This is a genomic window from Rhodococcus sp. CH91 (assembly GCF_022554085.1).
Lineage (GTDB): Bacteria > Actinomycetota > Actinomycetes > Mycobacteriales > Mycobacteriaceae > Rhodococcus.
On sequence record NZ_JAKFYR010000004.1, the window covers coordinates 109,693 to 125,990 of the forward strand.

Consider the following 16,298-nt stretch of genomic DNA (forward strand, 5'->3'; position numbering starts at 1 on the left):
TCGTCGAGGATCGGCGGGGCGCCGGAACGATCAGGTGGCGTCGGGGTCGATCGGGGGCTTCTCGTCGGGCGCGAGCGGTTTCGACAGATTCGGCCGTGCGGAGCCGTTCACCGGGGTGCCCGGCTGCGAGGCGGACGCCTTGTCGAAATCACCCGTGAAGATCGAGTCGTCGCCGTCCAGCAGATGCTTGGTGATGACGGCCTTGGGTGTCATGCCGCGCAGTTCGTTGAGTTCGGACAGCGGCTGACGCAGGTCGTCGAACTCGGGGCCGAGTTCCTGCTTGAGCTGGTCGCGCGCACCCGAGGCGTAGTCGCGCACCTGACGCAGCGACTTGGCCACCCACGAGACGGCACCGGGCAGCCTCTCCGGACCGAGCACCACGAGGGCCGCCACGATGAGTACCAGGAACTCGCCCCAACCGATGTTGCCGAACACGCATCCAGGGTACGTGCTCACGCGCGAAATGCAGCACCTACCGGAAAGGTCACATCAGGGGGTGGATGCTCAATCCGAGACGGGCGTGACCTCGACATCCACGAGACGACCGCTGCGCACCAGCTGAACGGTCACCGGTTCGTCGATCTGCTGCTGCTGAACCGCCACGACGAGTTCGTCGGCGCTGGTGACTTCCCGGTCCCCCACCTTGACGATCACGTCGCCCTCGACGATCCCCGCGCGCTGCGCGGGGCTGTCCTGCCGGACATTGGCGACCTCCGCACCGCTCGCGACGTCGTTGACGACCGAACGGGCATTGACCCCGATGTCCGGATGCCGCATCTCGCCGTTGCGGATCAGCTCCTGCGCGACCGCGGTGACGTCGTCGATGGGAATCGCGAAGCCCAGACCCACCGAACCGCCGGTCTCGGACTTGATCGCGGAGTTGATACCGATCACCCGGCCCTCCATGTCGATGAGAGGTCCACCGGAATTACCCGGGTTGATCGAGGCGTCGGTCTGCACGGCGTCGATCACCGCATCGGTGTCGGTGCCCTGCCCGCTCAACCGCATCGGCCGGTTCAGAGCACTGACGATGCCACGCGTGACCGTCTTGCTGAGTCCGAGCGGCGAGCCCACCGCGACGACGTCCTCGCCGACCTGGACGTCCTCGGAGCGGCCCAGCTCCGCGACGACCAGATTGTCGACGTCCTCCACCGCGAGCACGGCCAGATCGGTCTTGATGTCGCGGCCGACGATCGAGGCGGGCACCTTGGTGCCGTCGTCGAAGGTGACCTGCACCTTGGCATCGGGGTTTCCGGCGGCCATCGAGATCACGTGGTTGTTGGTGACGATGTAACCGGCGCCGTCGATCACGACACCCGATCCCGTCCCCGCGTCTCCCCCGACGGTGACCTGGATCGACACGACCGCAGGTAGGACCGTGTCGGCGACCCGCGCGACCGCCCCGCTCGGGAGCTCCTCGTCGTCTCCGGACTGGCTCAGCGTCACCCCCCGACTGGTCAGCGACCCGTTGTCGGCGGTTGCCAGAGCCACCACGAGTCCGCCGACCATGCCGATGACGACGGCGACTGCGGCGAGGGTCGCGAGCGCGCGCGGTTGCACGCGACGATCGAACAACACCTCACGCACGGTGAGTCCGGGCGCCGGCGGAAGCTGCTGCTCCTGCGTCTGCCCGGACAGCGGCGGACCGAGCCGCACCGCGGATTCGGGATCGCGCCACGGATCGGCTTCGATGTCGTCCTCCGGTTCGGCCACCTGCTCGGTGGGAGGACGCTGCAGTGTCTCCTCGGCGTGGGCGGGCCGTCCGTAGGCCTCAGCGAGTATCGCGTCGGTCGGAGGTACGTGCCGGATGCTCGGGTCGGTGACGCGCGGATGGTCCACGGAGCCGAAGGGGCCCTCGGCACCCTCGGGGCGCCCGAAGACGCGAGCCGAAGCAGGATCGACCGCGGGGCGGTAGACCGGCCGGGGTTCGAGACGGGGAGCGTCCGCAGGACGGGTGATCGCTTCGCCGGCAGTCCCGGGACGGCCCGACGACGCGTCCGGCGACTCGCCGTCGCGACGAGGTTCGTTGCCTTCCCCTCGTCCGGTGTGCTGCGCAGATTCCGCCGTCACGCGTGCCCGTCTCCCCCGTGTAGGTCCGTCACGCAGCCCAGTATCACCGATGGCATCGGATCACTCGTTACCGACCGTCCGGTCACCGGCGACGGAGAATCGACCACCGCCGCGCGGCCCACCGATCGTCCGCCTGCGTCTGCGGGGGATCGCAGAGATGCGAGGGAATGTTGCTCAACGTCCCCAGCAGCGAACTCGGCATGCGGGGCACGTGATCGGCAGCGGAACGGAGTGCGTGCCGGGCCTGCTGCTGGGCTTCGACCTCTGCGGCACACTCGGGGCAGATCGACAGATGCTGGGCGGCCCTCAGATATGCCGCCATGCGCAGTTCGCCGTCGACGAATGCGGCAACTGCCTCGCTGGCGAGGTGTTCGGTGGAACCGAACCTGCGAGGTGGTTGCACCATCGTCATCACTACCTCCCGGCGGCTACTCCGCATCGACGCGACCGTCTTCGACCTTTCCATGCTCGCGCAGGTACTCGCGGAGTGCCTGGCGGCCTCGGTGGATACGACTACGCACCGTACCGAGTTTCACCCCCAGTGTGGCACCGATCTCCTCGTAGGACAGACCTTCGATGTCACAGAGCACCACTGCGGCACGATACTCGGGCCCCAGCGAGTCCAGGGCGGACTGCAGGTCGGGGCCGAGACGCGCGTCGTGGTAGATCTGCTCGGGGTTCGGCCCGGGGGCCGGTACCCGATCGTAGTCCTCGGGCAGCGCTTCCATCCGGATGCGGTTCCGGCGGCGCACCATGTCGAGGAACAGATTCGTGGTGATGCGGTGCAGCCAGCCCTCGAAAGTGCCCGGCTGGTAGTTCTGCAACGACCGGAAGACGCGGATGAAGGTTTCCTGGGTGAGGTCCTCGGCGTCCTGGGCGTTGCCGGACAGGCGATAGGCCAGGCGATAGACGCGGTCGCCGTGTTCACGGACGAGTTCGTCCCATGACGGCATGACCGCGCGGTCCCCGGTTGCATCGAACGCTGCGGTGCCGCTCTGATCCGCCTCGAAGGCGTCGTCGAGCACCGGGGCGTCGAGTACGGGAACTGTCTGGGGTCGGGTCATGTGGATCGCTCGATCCTCCTCGTCGGGACCGCTGTGGACTCGTGCTTCGGATACAACAGCCGACCTGCGGGGAAATGTTCCTCGGAGGAACCTTCCGCGAGGCGGGGGCCGTTCCCGAAGCCGGGAACCGGGGCGATCGTCTACTTCGTCGTCTGTGAGTCTTCCCTGCGGCGATGTGGTCGTCGTATGAGTAACCTGAAACGACGCTGAGAAAACCGGTGCGGAGTCGACCGCTCGCCGGGATCCCGCGACTCTCGGAGGCGTTGCTGTGCGCGCCTGCCTGCGCGAAGTTATCCCTGAGGATAGCCTCATTGAGGTGCAGACCAACGCCGATCGCATATTGACCCACGCGGAGACCGTCGTCGTCGAAGACGAGGAACTCGCCGCTGCGCGTGACCGTGCCGAAGATCTGGGCGCAGACCCGGTATCTCCCTCCGTCGGGGCCGTCCTGGCGATGTTCGCCCGCATGCTCGATGCCAGGACGGTGGTGGAGATCGGCACGGGCGCGGGTGTGAGCGGCCTGTGGTTGCTGCACGGCCTGCGTGAGGACGGCGTCCTCACCACGATCGACAGCGAGCCCGAACATCAGCGGGCGGCGAAGATCGCCTTCCGCGAGGCCGGAATCGTGGCCTCGCGCACACGGCTCATCAACGGCCGGGCGCTGGATGTCCTGCCGCGGCTCGCGGACTCCGGATACGACATGGTGTTCGTCGACGCGACCCCGGCCGACCACCCGCACTTCGTGCGCGAAGGGGTGCGCCTGCTCCGGCCGGGTGGCGTGATCGTGCTGCACAACGCACTGCTCGACGGGCGGGTCGCCGATCCTGCCGCTCGCGACGCGACGGTGCTCGCCGTCCGCGACGCCACGCGTGCCGTGTCCTCCGACGAACGTCTCGCACCGGTGGTCCTGCCGCTCGGGGACGGCCTTCTCTGCGCGGTGCGCCTCAGCTGAGAGCGGGCCGTCGGCGGGCGCGTCTCCTCAGATCCAGATGCCCTTGCCGATGGCGACGACACCACCGTTGCTGACCGCGAACCGGTGCCGGTCGCGCTCGAGGTCCACGCCGATGATCTCGCCGTCGCCGACCACGACGTTCTTGTCGAGGATGGCGCGGCGTACGACCGCCCCCTTGCCGATCCGGACACCGGGCATGAGCACACTGCCCTCGACGGTCGCCCCGTCCTCGACCATGACGTTGGAGCTCAGCACCGAGTTCCGGACGGTCGCGGCGGACAGGATGCTGCCGGCCCCGACGATCGATTCCTGAGCCAGGCCGCCCTGCACGAATTTCGCGGGCGGGAGGTTCTCGGCCGCGCCGCGGATGGGCCACCGGCGGTTGTAGAGGTTGAAGATCGGGTGGACCGAGACGAGATCCATGTGGGCGTCGTAGAAGGCGTCGAGGGTGCCCACGTCGCGCCAGTACGCGCGGTCGCGTTCGGTCGCGCCGGGCACCACGTTGTCGTTGAAGTCGTAGACGTGCGCTTCGCCCTGCTCGACGAGCGCGGGAATGATGTCGCCACCCATGTCGTGATCGGAGTCGGGATTCTCCGAGTCGGCCCGCAGTGCCTCGACCAGGACCTTGGTCGTGAACACGTAGTTGCCCATGGAGGCGAAGGTGACATTGGGGTCGTCGGGGGTGCCGGGTGGGTGCGCGGGCTTCTCGAGGAACTGTGTGATCCGGCCGCTCTCGTCGCTGTCTATGCACCCGAACGCGAACGCCTCGCTGCGCGGGACGCGGATACCGGCCACCGTGACGCCGGCTCCCGACTCGATGTGCTGCCGCACCATCTGCTCGGGATCCATGCGGTACACGTGATCGGCGCCGAAGACCACGATGTACTCGGGGTCCTCGTCGTAGACGAGATTGAGGGACTGCAGGATCGCGTCGGCGCTGCCGGTGTACCAGCGTGGCCCGAGGCGCTGCTGGGCCGGTACGGGCGTGATGTACTCGCCCGTGAAACCGGACAACCGCCAGGTCTGCGAGATGTGGCGGTCCAGAGAATGCGACTTGTACTGCGTGAGAACGCAGATACGCAGGTAGCCGGCGTTCACCAGATTGCTGAGTACGAAGTCGATCAGGCGGTATGCGCCCCCGAACGGCACTGCCGGCTTGGCTCTGTCCGCCGTCAGCGGATACAGACGTTTGCCCTCGCCGCCGGCGAGAACGATTCCAAGCACATGGGGCTGGCTCCTCACACGCTCAACCTATCCCCCGCCCCAGGCTGCCGCCAGTGAAGTGCGATCTCGATACCGGATCGCCGCCCGCGGGCCGGGTGGCCGGAACCTCGGCGGACCGCTAGTTTGAGGCGGTGAGGGTGGCAATGATGACGCGGGAGTACCCGCCCGAGGTTTACGGCGGTGCCGGCGTCCACGTCACCGAACTCGTCGAGCAGCTCCGCCGGCTGGTCGAGGTCGACGTGCACTGCACGGGCACGCCGCGCGACACGGCGTTCGTCCACTCCCCCGATCCCGCACTGCGCGACGCCAACCCCGCCCTGACGACCCTGTCCGCCGGGCTGCGCATGGCGCACGCCGCGGCCGGAGTCGACGTGGTGCACTCCCACACCTGGTACACGGGTCTGGCCGGCCATCTCGCGGCCGAACTGCACGACATCCCGCACGTCCTCACCGCGCATTCCCTCGAACCGCGACGACCCTGGAAGGCCGAGCAACTCGGGGGTGGCTACCGCATCTCGTCCTGGTCCGAACGCAACGCGGTCCGGTACGCCGACGCGATCATCGCGGTCAGCGACGGAATGCGCCTCGATGTGCTCGACGCCTATCCCTTCGTCGACCCGGCCCGGGTACATGTGGTGCGCAACGGTATCGACACCGCCGTCTGGCATCCGGGGCCGGCAGCGGACGGGCACGACTCCGTCGTCACACGGATCGGTCTCGACCCGGACCGCCCGATCGTCGTGTTCGTCGGCCGCATCACCCGCCAGAAGGGCGTGGGCCATCTCATCGCCGCGGCACATCACCTCGATCCCGACATTCAGCTCGTGCTGTGCGCGGGCGCGCCCGACACACCCGAGATCGCGGCCGAGACCGAGCGCGCGGTGGCCGCTCTCCAGGACGCACGCGACGGTGTGCACTGGGTACGGGAGATGCTGCCCACCGAGTCGATTCGTGAGCTGCTCTCGGCAGCAACGGTGTTCGTGTGTCCTTCGATCTACGAGCCGCTGGGGATCGTCAACCTCGAGGCCATGGCGTGCGAAACGGCGGTCGTGGCGTCGGACGTGGGCGGAATCCCGGAGGTCGTCCAGGACGGGGTGACCGGTCGTCTCGTCCACTACGACGCCTTCGACTCCGAGGCCTACGAACGCGCCCTCGCCGAGGCGATCGACGAAGTCGCCAAGGATGTCGAACGGGCCGCGCGCTGGGGTCGCGCCGGTCGCGACCGCGCGATCTCCGAGTTCTCGTGGGCGCAGATCGCCCGGCAGACCGTAGCCGTCTACCAGGGCGTCATCACGGGGCACTGACCCGCGTCATCCCTCGTCGGGTGCGTGCGCAGAGACCGTGTCGTCGCGTTTCCAGACCGAGACCGACACCGAGACCGTCACCTCGAACGGATCCGGCAGGTCGGCGAGCAACTGCGCCCGCCGGTCGGACGCCAGGTGATGGGCCGACGGACCCATCCCGGCGACGAGAGCCAGCGCGTCGCGCGGCAGCACTGCCGTGTACCGCACATCCGCCCTTCCGGCGCGGTCGAACCGGCCGGACAGCGCCGAGGACAGACGTTCGGTCTTCCGGTCGTCCACGCTCACCATTCCGGGCAGCGAGACCAGCTCCCGGAGATGCTCCTGACCGGGTGTGACGACGACGAGCACACCTCCCGGCACGAGGACGCGGTGACTCTCGGCCGCGTTGCGGGGCGCGAAGACCGACAGCACATGCGTCAGGGACCCCGAGCGCACGGGCAGTCGCTGCCACGCATCGGCGAGGATCGCGCCCGCACGGGGATGACTGCGAGCGATACGGCGCACCGCCGGTTTGGAGACGTCGAGACCGATGCCCCGCGCCGCCGGGATCGCGTCGAGCACGGAGGCGAGATACTGCCCGGTGCCCGCACCGACTTCGAGAATGCGCGCGGACGGACCGGAGACGGTGTCCGCACACGCGTCGGCCACGGCACGGCGGATGGGGTCGTAGTGTCCGGCACCGAGGAATTCGGCGCGGGCAGCGATCATCTCGGCGGTGTCCCCGGTGAACGGGGTCGAACCGCCGGCGAGCAGTGAGACATAACCCTGGCGTGCGACGTCGAAGCTGTGCCCGCGGTCGCACATCACGACCCGGTCGTCGAGGTCGAGGGAGGACTCGCAATGAGGGCACGCGAGCAGATCGATCACGTCCGCGAGCATCGCGCCTCCCCCGGAGTATGTGGCAGGCGGTGTCCGGGCCGCTGCGCACTCAGGACGGCACCGGGCCCCGCGCACCGGAGAGCGCGGGGCCCGGAGTGCCCTGAGAGGGGCCGATCAGCTGGTGACACTCTTGAGTTCGTCGCCGAGTGCCGCAGCCTCTTCCGGCGTGAGCTCGACGACCAGACGTCCGCCGCCCTCGAGTGGAACCCTCATGACGATTCCTCGTCCCTCTTTGGTTGCTTCGAGGGGACCGTCCCCGGTCCGGGGCTTCATGGCCGCCATCCTCTGCTCCCTCCAAATCTGCACCCGACCGCCGGGCGCGTGGGTTACCGTGTGGTTGCATCGCCGTTCGCGGCGACGCGCACCGTCTCATTCTTCCCTATCCGGATTACGGCCGCGTAGCTGACTCCTGGGTAAGGGCCTGCTCCGGGCCGTCCGACACGGGCGGAACCCAGCACGAGGCCAGGTGATCGTCGACCATTCCGGTGGCCTGCATCAGCGCATATGCAGTGGTAGGGCCCACAAATCGGAAGCCGAGCCGCTTGAGCTCACGTGCCATCGACGTGGACTCCTGCGTCACCGCAGGAACCGACTCGACGGTCTCCCGGCGTTGCGCGCGTCGTGGGGGTGCGAACGACCACAACAGGCTGTCGAGGTCGGTGGGGAGCGCGAGCACGGCCCGCGCGTTCGCGATCACCGCGTCGATCTTGCGGCGGTTGCGCACGATGCCGGCGTCGGTGAGCAAACGCTCGACGTCGGCCTCCGTGAAGCGGGCCACCGCGTCCACGTCGAACCCGCGGAAGGCTGCCCGGAAGGCGTCCCGCTTGCGCAGGATCGTCAGCCACGACAGGCCCGACTGGAATGCTTCGAGGGACAGTCGCTCGAACATCTCGTCGCGCCCGTGCAGCGGGCGCCCCCACTCGTAATCGTGATAGCCGCGGTAGAGCGACGAGCCGGGACCGTCCACCGCCCACGGGCACCGCACACGGCCGTCGTCGGTCATCGGGGCTCCCCACCGGTGCCGGACGGATCCGCCGAGGCGGGGCCCGGGACGTCCCGCGTCTCGAATCTCTCGGTCGGCGGCTCACCGGCGGGGTGCGCTCCCGCCGGATCTCCGGCGGCCCGCGCCGCGGCCGGCTCGCCGGTGGCCTGAGCTTCGGCCTCGGCGAGCCGGCCGCGCAGATCGTCGACCTCGCGAGCGAGACGATCGAGCGCCCAGTCGACCTCGCTCATCTTGTAACCCCGCCAGGTCTGCTGGAATCGCAGGTCGCGGATGTCCGTTCCCGTGACGTCCGAGGCGGGCAACACCGTGACCGTGGTCCCCGGCGGCAGCGGTGCCAAGGTCTCACCACGTCCGAAGACGGCGCTCGCGACGAAGAACAGCACGGCGGCGACAGCCGCCATCACGAGCACGTACAGCAGAACCGTGAGCATGCTCCGATCTTGGCACGGATCACCGACACCGGGGCCGGTGAGCAGCCTCAGCCGGTGACGGTCACCATCGGCGGACGGTCCGTGAGGTCGACGGCGGTGTCGAACGGAACGAACGCATCGCCGTCCACCAGGAACTGGGTCAGCGGGGCCCCGGAATCGGGAATCCCGCAGCGGGCCAGCATCGTGCCCACGATCTGCCGGCTCATGGCACCGAGTTCGGACAGCGGGCGGTTGCGATGCTTGCGGACACCGAGATTGACCTGAGCGATCGCATGGAGACCGAACCGCTCGTAGGTGTCGAGCAGCAAGCCGATCTCCACCCCGTAACCGGGAGCGAACGGAACGGACTGCAGCAGTTCCCGGGTACCCGCGTACTCACCGCCGAGCGGTTGCAGAACGCACGTCAACTCCGGTCGCAACGCCGCGAGCAGAGGGCGCGCGACGAGTTCGGTGACCCGTCCGCCGCCGTGCGCGTCCTCGCTGCCGGCGGTACGCAACGGACGGCGGTAGTAACCCTTGACGAGGTGGACCCCGTCGCCGAGCAGCAACGGCCCGAGCAGTTTCGGCACGAATGCCGGATCCGGGTCGATGAGATCGGAGTCGACGAACGCGATGAGGTCTCCGGAGGTCGCCGCGAGCGACCGCCACAGCACCTCCCCCTTGCCGGGGACCGGCTCGATCCCCGGGACCGCCTCCTCACGGGAGAGGACACGCGCCCCGGCCGCATGCGCCCGCGCCGCGGTGTCGTCGGTCGATCCCGAGTCGAGCACCACGAGTTCGTCCACGAGACCACCGAGCAGGGGCCGGATCGTGTCGATCACTCCCGCGACGGTGCCCTCCTCGTTCAGGGCGGGAAGCACGACGGTCACGGTGCGACCGGCCTTCGCCCGCTCGAGTTCGCCGATCGTCCAGGACGGCCGATCCCAGCTGTTCGCCTCGCTCCAGGTGCGGGCCGGTGCGCTCATGCCAGCCCCCTCACGGTGCGGGCGGGCGGGCGGGTGCCCGCGATCGCCGCCACCATGTCGACCACCCGACGAGTGGCCGCCACCTCGTGTACCCGGAACATCCGTGCGCCCGCCGCTGCGGCCAATGCTGTCGCTGCCAATGTGCCCTCCAACCGGTCGGCGAGTTCGACCCCCAGAGTCTCACCCACGAAGTCCTTGTTGCTCAGCGCCATCAGCACAGGCCACCCGCTTTTTACAAGAACGTCCACGTGCCGCAACAGAGCGAGCCCGTGATGGGTGTTCTTTCCGAAATCGTGGGTCGGATCGATGAGGATCGAGTCGCTCGCCACCCCGGCGCGCGCCGCGGCATCGGCAGCCGCGACGACCTCCTCCACGACGTCGTCGACGATGTTCCGGTAGCGCACCCGATGCGGCCGGGTACGGGGGACGGCACCTCCGGTGTGGGAGCAGACGATGCCCGCGCCGAGTTCGGCGGCGACCGCGACGAGGCCGGGATCGGCACCGGCCCACGTGTCGTTGATCAGATCGGCGCCTTCACCCACCGCGCGCCGGGCGACCTCGCTGCGCCAGGTGTCCACGCTGACGAGAACGTCCGGATACCGCTCCCGGATGGCCGCGACGAACGGCACGACACGGCGGATCTCCTCGTCACTGTCGACCACCTCGCCGGGACCGGCCTTCACCCCGCCGATGTCCACGATGTCCGCACCCTCGGCCACCGCACGGTCGACCGCGGCGAGTGCGGCGGCGTCCTCGAAGGTCGCGCCCCGGTCGTAGAACGAGTCGGGTGTGCGGTTGACGATGGCCATGACGAGCGCCCGGTCGGTCGCGACGGGACGTCCGCACAGCGTGGACGGTGCCGGACCCGGACGGGTCACAGGGGTGGGCTCGTGGACGTCGGTCGCGGGGCCGCTCATGGTCCCATCCTGACATGTTCAGCGGCCGGGCAATTCACCCCGCGCGACGCCGTCGACGTATCCGTCGAAGATCGGCCGGTAACCTTCGCCGCGACTCGCGAGTACGTACAGGTCGTCCTCACCGGTCTCGGAGTATCCCTGCTTGCGCAGTTCGACTTTCCGGCTCTTGAAGGTCGTCGTGTACTCGAGCTCCTCGACGATGCGGACGAAGAGCGGTACGGCGTAGTCGGGCAACGCGCTGTGCAGGGTCTTCGCCAGTGCCGCGCCGTCGAGTTCGACACCCTCCTTCAGCGTGACCGCGGCCATCCCGGCACGCCCGTCGGCGCCCTCGATCTCGACGCCGTAGACGACGACCTCGGCGACCGTCTCGTGCGACGAGACAGCGGCCTCGACCTGCGTGGTGGCGACGTTTTCTCCCTTCCAGCGGAAGGTGTCGCCGAGACGGTCGACGAAGGCGACATGCATGTAGCCCTGGTGGCGGACGAGGTCGCCGGTGTCGAACCACACGTCCCCGTCGGAGAACGCATCGCGCAGCAACTTCTTCTCCGTCGCCTCGGGATCTGTGTAACCGTCGAAGGGCGCGCGGGAGGTGACCTTCGCGAGCAGCAGGCCCACCTCGCCGCGACGGACCTTGCGCAATCGGCCGTCCTCGCCCCGGACGGCCTGCCCGGAGTCCGGGTCGTATTCGACGACGGCGTAGGGCAGCGGGCAGATCCCGGCCGTGCGCTTCTGGTCGAGCGCGTTGATGAAGGCGATGTTGCACTCGCTGGCGCCGTAGAACTCCGCGACGCGGTCGATACCGAAACGTTCGGTGAATTCGTCCCACAGTTCGGCGCGCAGACCGTTGCCCACGGCGAGACGGATGCCGCGGCGGTCGTCGTCCTCGCGTACCGGCTGGTTGAGCAGATAACGGCAGATCTCGCCGATGTAGATGAATGCGGTCGCGCCGTTGTTCTGCGCATCGTCCCAGAAGTTGGATGCCGAGAACTTCCGGCCGAGCGCGAAGCCGGCGCCCGCGGCGAGCACGGACGACAACGCGACCGTGAGGGCGTTGTTGTGGTAGAGCGGCAGGCAGCAGTACAGGACGTCGTCGCGACGTAGGCGCACGCCGAGGCTGCCGAGTCCCGACATGGACTTCAGCCACCGGAAGTGGGTCATCCGGCTGGCCTTCGGCAGGCCCGTCGTGCCGGACGTGAAGATGTAGTAGGCGGTCTCGGAGGCCCGCAGTTCCGCAGTGACGGCGGGATCCGACGAGTCGGCGTCACGGGCGAGGGCGTCGAGTTCCTCGAGGCGCAGTACCGTTCCCGCCTGCGGTTCTCCACCGAGGGATCGGACCGCGTCCTCGCATTCCTCCCCGACCACCAGAACGGTGCTGTCCAGCAGCGACAGGCTGTGTTCGAGTACCTCGCCGCGCTGGTTGACGTTGAGCATTCCGGCTGCCGCGCCGAGTTTGACCGTTGCCAGTGCGAGCAGCAGCGTCTCGGGCCTGTTGCCCATGAGGATGCCGACGACGTCGCCGGTCCGCACGCCCCGATCGGCGAGCACCGAGGCGTACCGGTTGACCCGGGCGTTGGCCTCGCCGTAACTCAGGGAATCGCCGTCGAAGCGCAGGAAGAGCCGCTCGGGATGCCGTTCGGCGAGCTTTTGGAAGACCGATCCGATCGTCTCGCGAGCGTGCGGCTTCCTGGTCATCCCGGCCGCACCGCGCAGCACGATGGGGAGGTCGGCAGCCATCCGGGGCAGTTTCGACACGAGCCCGGGCAGGGACACGACGGGGGCACTGTCTCGAGTGGATCGAGTGGTCACTTCGGCTTCCTCACGGCGACGTCGGGGAACGGCGGGTTCGGCGAAACCCACGGTGTTCCCCCGAACTTACCGAAGAGTAGATAAGACTGCGGTAAAAGCGGAACCCTCAGACCTTTGCATACGGCGCGGCGCAGCGGTCGAGTGCGGCGCCGAGCTCGGTGGTGACCGCGAGACCGTCGAGCGCGCGGCGCGCCACGAAGCCCGTGTCGACCATCGACTCGAGCCACGCGAGCAGACCGTCGAAGTGACCGACCGGGTCGAGCAGCACGACGGGCTTCTCATGCATACCGAGATACCCCGCGGTCCACGTCTCGAACAACTCCTCGAGAGTTCCGATTCCACCGGGCAGTGTGAGGAACGCGTCGGCGCGATCCTCCATGATGCGCTTGCGCTCGCGCATGGTCTCCGTGACGATCAGCTCGTCGGCGTCGACGTCCGCGACCTCCCGGTGCACGAGTGCCTTGGGGATGACACCGATCGTGCGCGCGCCGGCCGCCCGGGCCGCCTCGGCGATCGCACCCATCATCGACACGTTGCCGCCACCGGAGACCAGCTGCCAGCCCCGTCGGCCGATCTCGGTGCCCACCGCGGACGCGAGTTCGAGGAACTGTGCCTCCACAGGACCCGACGCGCAGTACACACACACCGTCAGCGGTTCGGTCACCATCCACCCTCCTGGCCGTACAGTTCGTTCTCGTCTTCGCCCCGATGAGCCTCGAGGATGATGTCCACGGTCTCCTCGACGCTGTCGGTGACGAACAGCAGATCCAGATCGCCGGGCGAGATCTTGCCGCCCCGGACGAGGGTGTCGCGCAGCCATCCCACCAGGCCGCTCCAGTACTCGGAACCGAACAGCACGATCGGGAACTGCGTGATCTTCCGGGTCTGCACGAGGGTCAAGGCTTCGAACAACTCGTCGAGAGTACCGAAACCACCCGGCAGGCAGACGAACGCCTGCGAGTACTTCACGAACATCGTCTTGCGCGCGAAGAAGTACCGGAAGTTGAGTCCCAGATCGACCCACTCGTTGAGCCCCTGTTCGAGCGGCAGCTCGATCCCCAGACCCACCGAGAATCCCCCGGCCTCGCTCGCGCCCCGGTTCGCCGCCTCCATCGCGCCCGGACCACCACCGGTGACGACGGCATAACCGGCGGCGACGAGCGCGGCCCCGAGTTCGCGGCCGATCTCGTATTCGGGATCACCGGCCGGAGTGCGCGCCGACCCGAAGACCGCCACCGCGCGGGGCATCTCGGCGAGAGCACCGAAACCTTCGACGAACTCGCTCTGGATCCGGAGGACCCGCCACGGATCGGTGTGCACCCAGTCGGACGGCCCACGACGATCGAGCAACCGCTGATCCATCGTCGTCACCTCACGGGCCAGCTCACCGCGCAGCTGCACCGGTCCGCGCTGCACGATCTCGCGGCGGGAACCGCCGTCGGAGGACTTCTCGCCGGACATGGCGGTCAGGCTAGCGGGTGAGATAGGTGCGCAGGACGGAGGTCACCTCGGTGATACGCCCGACCTCGACGTGCTCGTCACGCTTGTGGGCGAGATTCGGATCACCCGGTCCGTAATTGACCGCCGGAATACCCAGGGCCGCGAATCGCGAGACGTCGGTCCAGCCGTACTTGGCGCGGAATCGCCCGCCTGCGGCCTCGACGAGCGCGGCCGCCGCCGGGTTGGACAGTCCCGGGAGCGCGCCCGGCGACATGTCGGTGAGCTCCATCGAGATCCCGAGCCCGTCGAAGACCTCCCGGACGTGTGCGAGCGCCTCGTCGGGACTGCGATCGGGAGCGAACCGGAAGTTCACGTCGATCGCCGCCGCGTCCGGCACGACGTTCCCCGCGATGCCACCCTCGATGCGGACGGCGGACAGGCCTTCCCGATAGACACAGCCGTCGATGTCGACCGATCGGGCCTCGTACCGCGACAGTCGTTCGAGGACCGGTGCGAGTTTGTGGATCGCGTTGTCGCCGAGCCAGGAGCGCGCCGAGTGTGCCCGCACCCCGTCGGTGGTGATCCGTACCCGCAGCGTGCCCTGGCATCCCGCTTCGATCTCGCCCGCGGTGGGCTCGCCCAGGATCGCGACGTCCGCGTCGAGCCAGTCGCGCAGCTCGGTCTCGATACGTCCGAGCCCGTTGAACGACGCGGCGATCTCCTCGCAGTCGTACATCACGATCGTCAGATCGTGGGCCGGGTCGGTGACGGTCGCGGCGAGGTGGAGGAACACCGCGTCGCCGGCCTTCATGTCGGAGGTACCGCACCCCCACAGCAGGTCGCCCTCGCGCCGGGAGGGCACATTGTCGGCGATCGGCACCGTGTCGAGATGCCCGGCGAGCAGTACGCGGCTGCCGAGGCCCCGGTTCGTCCGCGCGAGGACACAGTTGCCGGAGCGCACGATCTCGAAACCGTCGGTCTGCTCCCGCAAGGCAGTTTCCACGGCGTCGGCGATGAGCGCCTCGTCCTGGGACACACTCGGGATGTCGACGAGCGCGGCGGTCAGTTCGACGGGGTCGGCGTGCAGGTCCAGCTGCGGTACGGGCATATGTGCACGATACGAAACCGGTGGCCACCGCAGACCGCACCCACGATTTTTTCAGGGCGGAGACAGGCTCGAGAGCGGCTCGCGTACGCTTCTCACCCGTGAGTGCACACGGAGCATCGGCAGTAGGCATCGCGAACATCACGGAGGACGGCACCGTCCTCGACACGTGGTATCCCGCCCCCACCCTCGGCGACCGGAGCGAGACCGGAACGACCCGCCTCGAGGGCACCGACATCCCGTCCGACCTGGCCCTCCTCGCCGGCACCGACGAAGCCCGTGAGGTCGAGCAGGTCGTGGTCCGCACCGACATCGCCGACCTGTCGAAGCCCCCGGTCGACACCCACGACGCGTACCTGCGCCTCCACCTGCTGTCGCACCGGCTCGTCCGCCCGCACGGCCTCAACCTGGACGGCATCTTCGGCCTGCTCGCCAATGTCGTGTGGACCAACTACGGCCCGTGCGCGGTCGACAACTTCGAGACCGTGCGCTCGCGTCTGCGCATCCGCGGGCCGGTCACCGTCTTCGGGGTCGACAAGTTCCCGCGCATGGTCGACTACGTCGTCCCCTCGGGTGTCCGCATCGCCGACGCCGACCGGGTGCGGCTCGGCGCGCACCTCGCATCCGGCACCACCGTGATGCACGAGGGCTTCGTCAACTTCAATGCCGGCACGCTCGGCAGCTCGATGGTCGAGGGCCGCATCTCTGCAGGTGTCGTCGTCGACGACGGCTCCGACGTCGGTGGTGGCGCATCCATCATGGGCACCCTGTCCGGTGGCGGCAAGGAGGTCATCTCCGTGGGCAAGCGCTGCCTGCTCGGCGCGAACGCCGGCGTGGGGATCTCCCTCGGCGACGACTGCATCGTCGAGGCCGGCCTGTACGTGACCGCAGGCACCAAGGTCACCGGCCCGGACGGCACGGTGGTCAAGGCCGCGACCCTCAGCGGAGCCTCCAACCTGCTGCTGCGCCGTAATTCCGTGAGCGGCGCGGTCGAGGTCGTGCCGAACAAGGGCAGCGGAGTCGAGCTGAACGCGGCTCTGCACGCCAACGACTAGACCCCACGCCGACGACTGGAAACCGAGAACCCGTGAGTGAAGCCCAGCAGCCCGCCCCCGACGTCGAGCACCTCGGGAGCGGC

The 16,298-nt window shown here is 68.5% G+C and carries 18 protein-coding genes; 3 read left to right on the forward strand and 15 right to left on the reverse strand.

All coding sequences use genetic code 11. The features are described 5' to 3' along the window. Nucleotides 1-30: 30 nt before the first annotated feature. The 4 genes from tatB to sigE form a co-directional block, all read right to left on the reverse strand. Nucleotides 31-435, reverse strand: coding sequence for a Sec-independent protein translocase protein TatB (gene tatB / locus MOM01_RS09740; protein WP_241385221.1), 405 nt, complete (start codon nucleotides 433-435; stop codon nucleotides 31-33). Between the two features lie 69 nt (nucleotides 436-504). Beyond that, entirely contained in the window at nucleotides 505-2,070 is a 1,566-nt protein-coding gene (locus tag MOM01_RS09745) for a S1C family serine protease (protein WP_374112290.1), read from the reverse strand. Between the two features lie 82 nt (nucleotides 2,071-2,152). Further along, complete coding sequence (locus tag MOM01_RS09750) at nucleotides 2,153-2,482, reverse strand: anti-sigma factor family protein (RefSeq protein WP_241385222.1); 330 nt, start codon at nucleotides 2,480-2,482, stop codon at nucleotides 2,153-2,155. A 16-nt stretch (nucleotides 2,483-2,498) separates the two neighbouring features. Continuing rightward, nucleotides 2,499-3,134: an RNA polymerase sigma factor SigE gene (gene sigE, locus MOM01_RS09755; RefSeq protein ID WP_241385223.1), complete on the reverse strand. Its 636-nt coding sequence runs from the start codon at nucleotides 3,132-3,134 to the stop codon at nucleotides 2,499-2,501. A gap of 316 nt (nucleotides 3,135-3,450) precedes the next feature. Between sigE and MOM01_RS09760 the strand changes: the two genes are divergently transcribed. Next, entirely contained in the window at nucleotides 3,451-4,086 is a 636-nt protein-coding gene (locus MOM01_RS09760) for an O-methyltransferase (RefSeq protein ID WP_241385224.1), read from the forward strand. Between the two features lie 27 nt (nucleotides 4,087-4,113). On the opposite strand, the gene glgC is transcribed toward MOM01_RS09760, so the two are convergent. Next, complete coding sequence (gene glgC / locus MOM01_RS09765; protein WP_241385225.1) at nucleotides 4,114-5,328, reverse strand: glucose-1-phosphate adenylyltransferase; 1,215 nt, start codon at nucleotides 5,326-5,328, stop codon at nucleotides 4,114-4,116. A gap of 113 nt (nucleotides 5,329-5,441) precedes the next feature. Here glgC and glgA point away from each other — a divergent pair, with 113 nt between their 5' ends. Next, nucleotides 5,442-6,614, forward strand: a complete 1,173-nt coding sequence (gene glgA / locus MOM01_RS09770; RefSeq protein WP_241385226.1) for a glycogen synthase — start codon at nucleotides 5,442-5,444, stop codon at nucleotides 6,612-6,614. A 6-nt stretch (nucleotides 6,615-6,620) separates the two neighbouring features. Here glgA and MOM01_RS09775 read toward each other — a convergent pair whose 3' ends face one another. The 10 genes from MOM01_RS09775 to dapE form a co-directional block, all read right to left on the reverse strand. Continuing rightward, a complete protein-coding gene (locus MOM01_RS09775) occupies nucleotides 6,621-7,493 on the reverse strand; it encodes a putative RNA methyltransferase (protein WP_241385227.1) in 873 nt (290 codons plus the stop codon). A 114-nt stretch (nucleotides 7,494-7,607) separates the two neighbouring features. Continuing rightward, nucleotides 7,608-7,775 carry a DUF3117 domain-containing protein gene (locus MOM01_RS09780; protein ID WP_006554284.1) on the reverse strand — a complete coding sequence of 56 codons (168 nt, stop codon included), beginning with the start codon at nucleotides 7,773-7,775 and terminating at the stop codon, nucleotides 7,608-7,610. A 106-nt stretch (nucleotides 7,776-7,881) separates the two neighbouring features. Further along, nucleotides 7,882-8,496, reverse strand: coding sequence for a DNA-3-methyladenine glycosylase I (locus MOM01_RS09785; RefSeq protein WP_241385228.1), 615 nt, complete (start codon nucleotides 8,494-8,496; stop codon nucleotides 7,882-7,884). After that, nucleotides 8,493-8,927, reverse strand: coding sequence for a DivIVA domain-containing protein (locus tag MOM01_RS09790; protein WP_241385229.1), 435 nt, complete (start codon nucleotides 8,925-8,927; stop codon nucleotides 8,493-8,495). The genes MOM01_RS09785 and MOM01_RS09790 overlap by 4 nt, the downstream gene beginning before the upstream one ends. Before the next feature lie 47 nt (nucleotides 8,928-8,974). Then, nucleotides 8,975-9,892 (reverse strand): glucosyl-3-phosphoglycerate synthase, encoded by a 918-nt coding sequence (locus tag MOM01_RS09795; protein ID WP_241385230.1) that lies wholly within the window; start codon nucleotides 9,890-9,892, stop codon nucleotides 8,975-8,977. Next, nucleotides 9,889-10,809, reverse strand: a complete 921-nt coding sequence (gene folP, locus MOM01_RS09800) for a dihydropteroate synthase (protein ID WP_241385231.1) — start codon at nucleotides 10,807-10,809, stop codon at nucleotides 9,889-9,891. Before folP ends, MOM01_RS09795 begins: the two co-directional genes overlap by 4 nt. Before the next feature lie 18 nt (nucleotides 10,810-10,827). After that, a complete protein-coding gene (locus MOM01_RS09805; protein WP_308196982.1) occupies nucleotides 10,828-12,579 on the reverse strand; it encodes a long-chain-acyl-CoA synthetase in 1,752 nt (583 codons plus the stop codon). Between the two features lie 142 nt (nucleotides 12,580-12,721). Next, a complete protein-coding gene (locus MOM01_RS09810) occupies nucleotides 12,722-13,282 on the reverse strand; it encodes a TIGR00730 family Rossman fold protein (protein WP_241385232.1) in 561 nt (186 codons plus the stop codon). Next, on the reverse strand, nucleotides 13,276-14,076 hold the full coding sequence (locus tag MOM01_RS09815) for a TIGR00730 family Rossman fold protein (RefSeq protein WP_241385233.1): 801 nt from the start codon (nucleotides 14,074-14,076) through the stop codon (nucleotides 13,276-13,278). Before MOM01_RS09815 ends, MOM01_RS09810 begins: the two co-directional genes overlap by 7 nt. Before the next feature lie 10 nt (nucleotides 14,077-14,086). Continuing rightward, a complete protein-coding gene (dapE, locus tag MOM01_RS09820) occupies nucleotides 14,087-15,163 on the reverse strand; it encodes a succinyl-diaminopimelate desuccinylase (RefSeq protein WP_241385234.1) in 1,077 nt (358 codons plus the stop codon). A 98-nt stretch (nucleotides 15,164-15,261) separates the two neighbouring features. Between dapE and dapD the strand changes: the two genes are divergently transcribed. Further along, on the forward strand, nucleotides 15,262-16,215 hold the full coding sequence (gene dapD, locus MOM01_RS09825; RefSeq protein WP_241385235.1) for a 2,3,4,5-tetrahydropyridine-2,6-dicarboxylate N-succinyltransferase: 954 nt from the start codon (nucleotides 15,262-15,264) through the stop codon (nucleotides 16,213-16,215). Nucleotides 16,216-16,298: the final 83 nt, after the last annotated feature.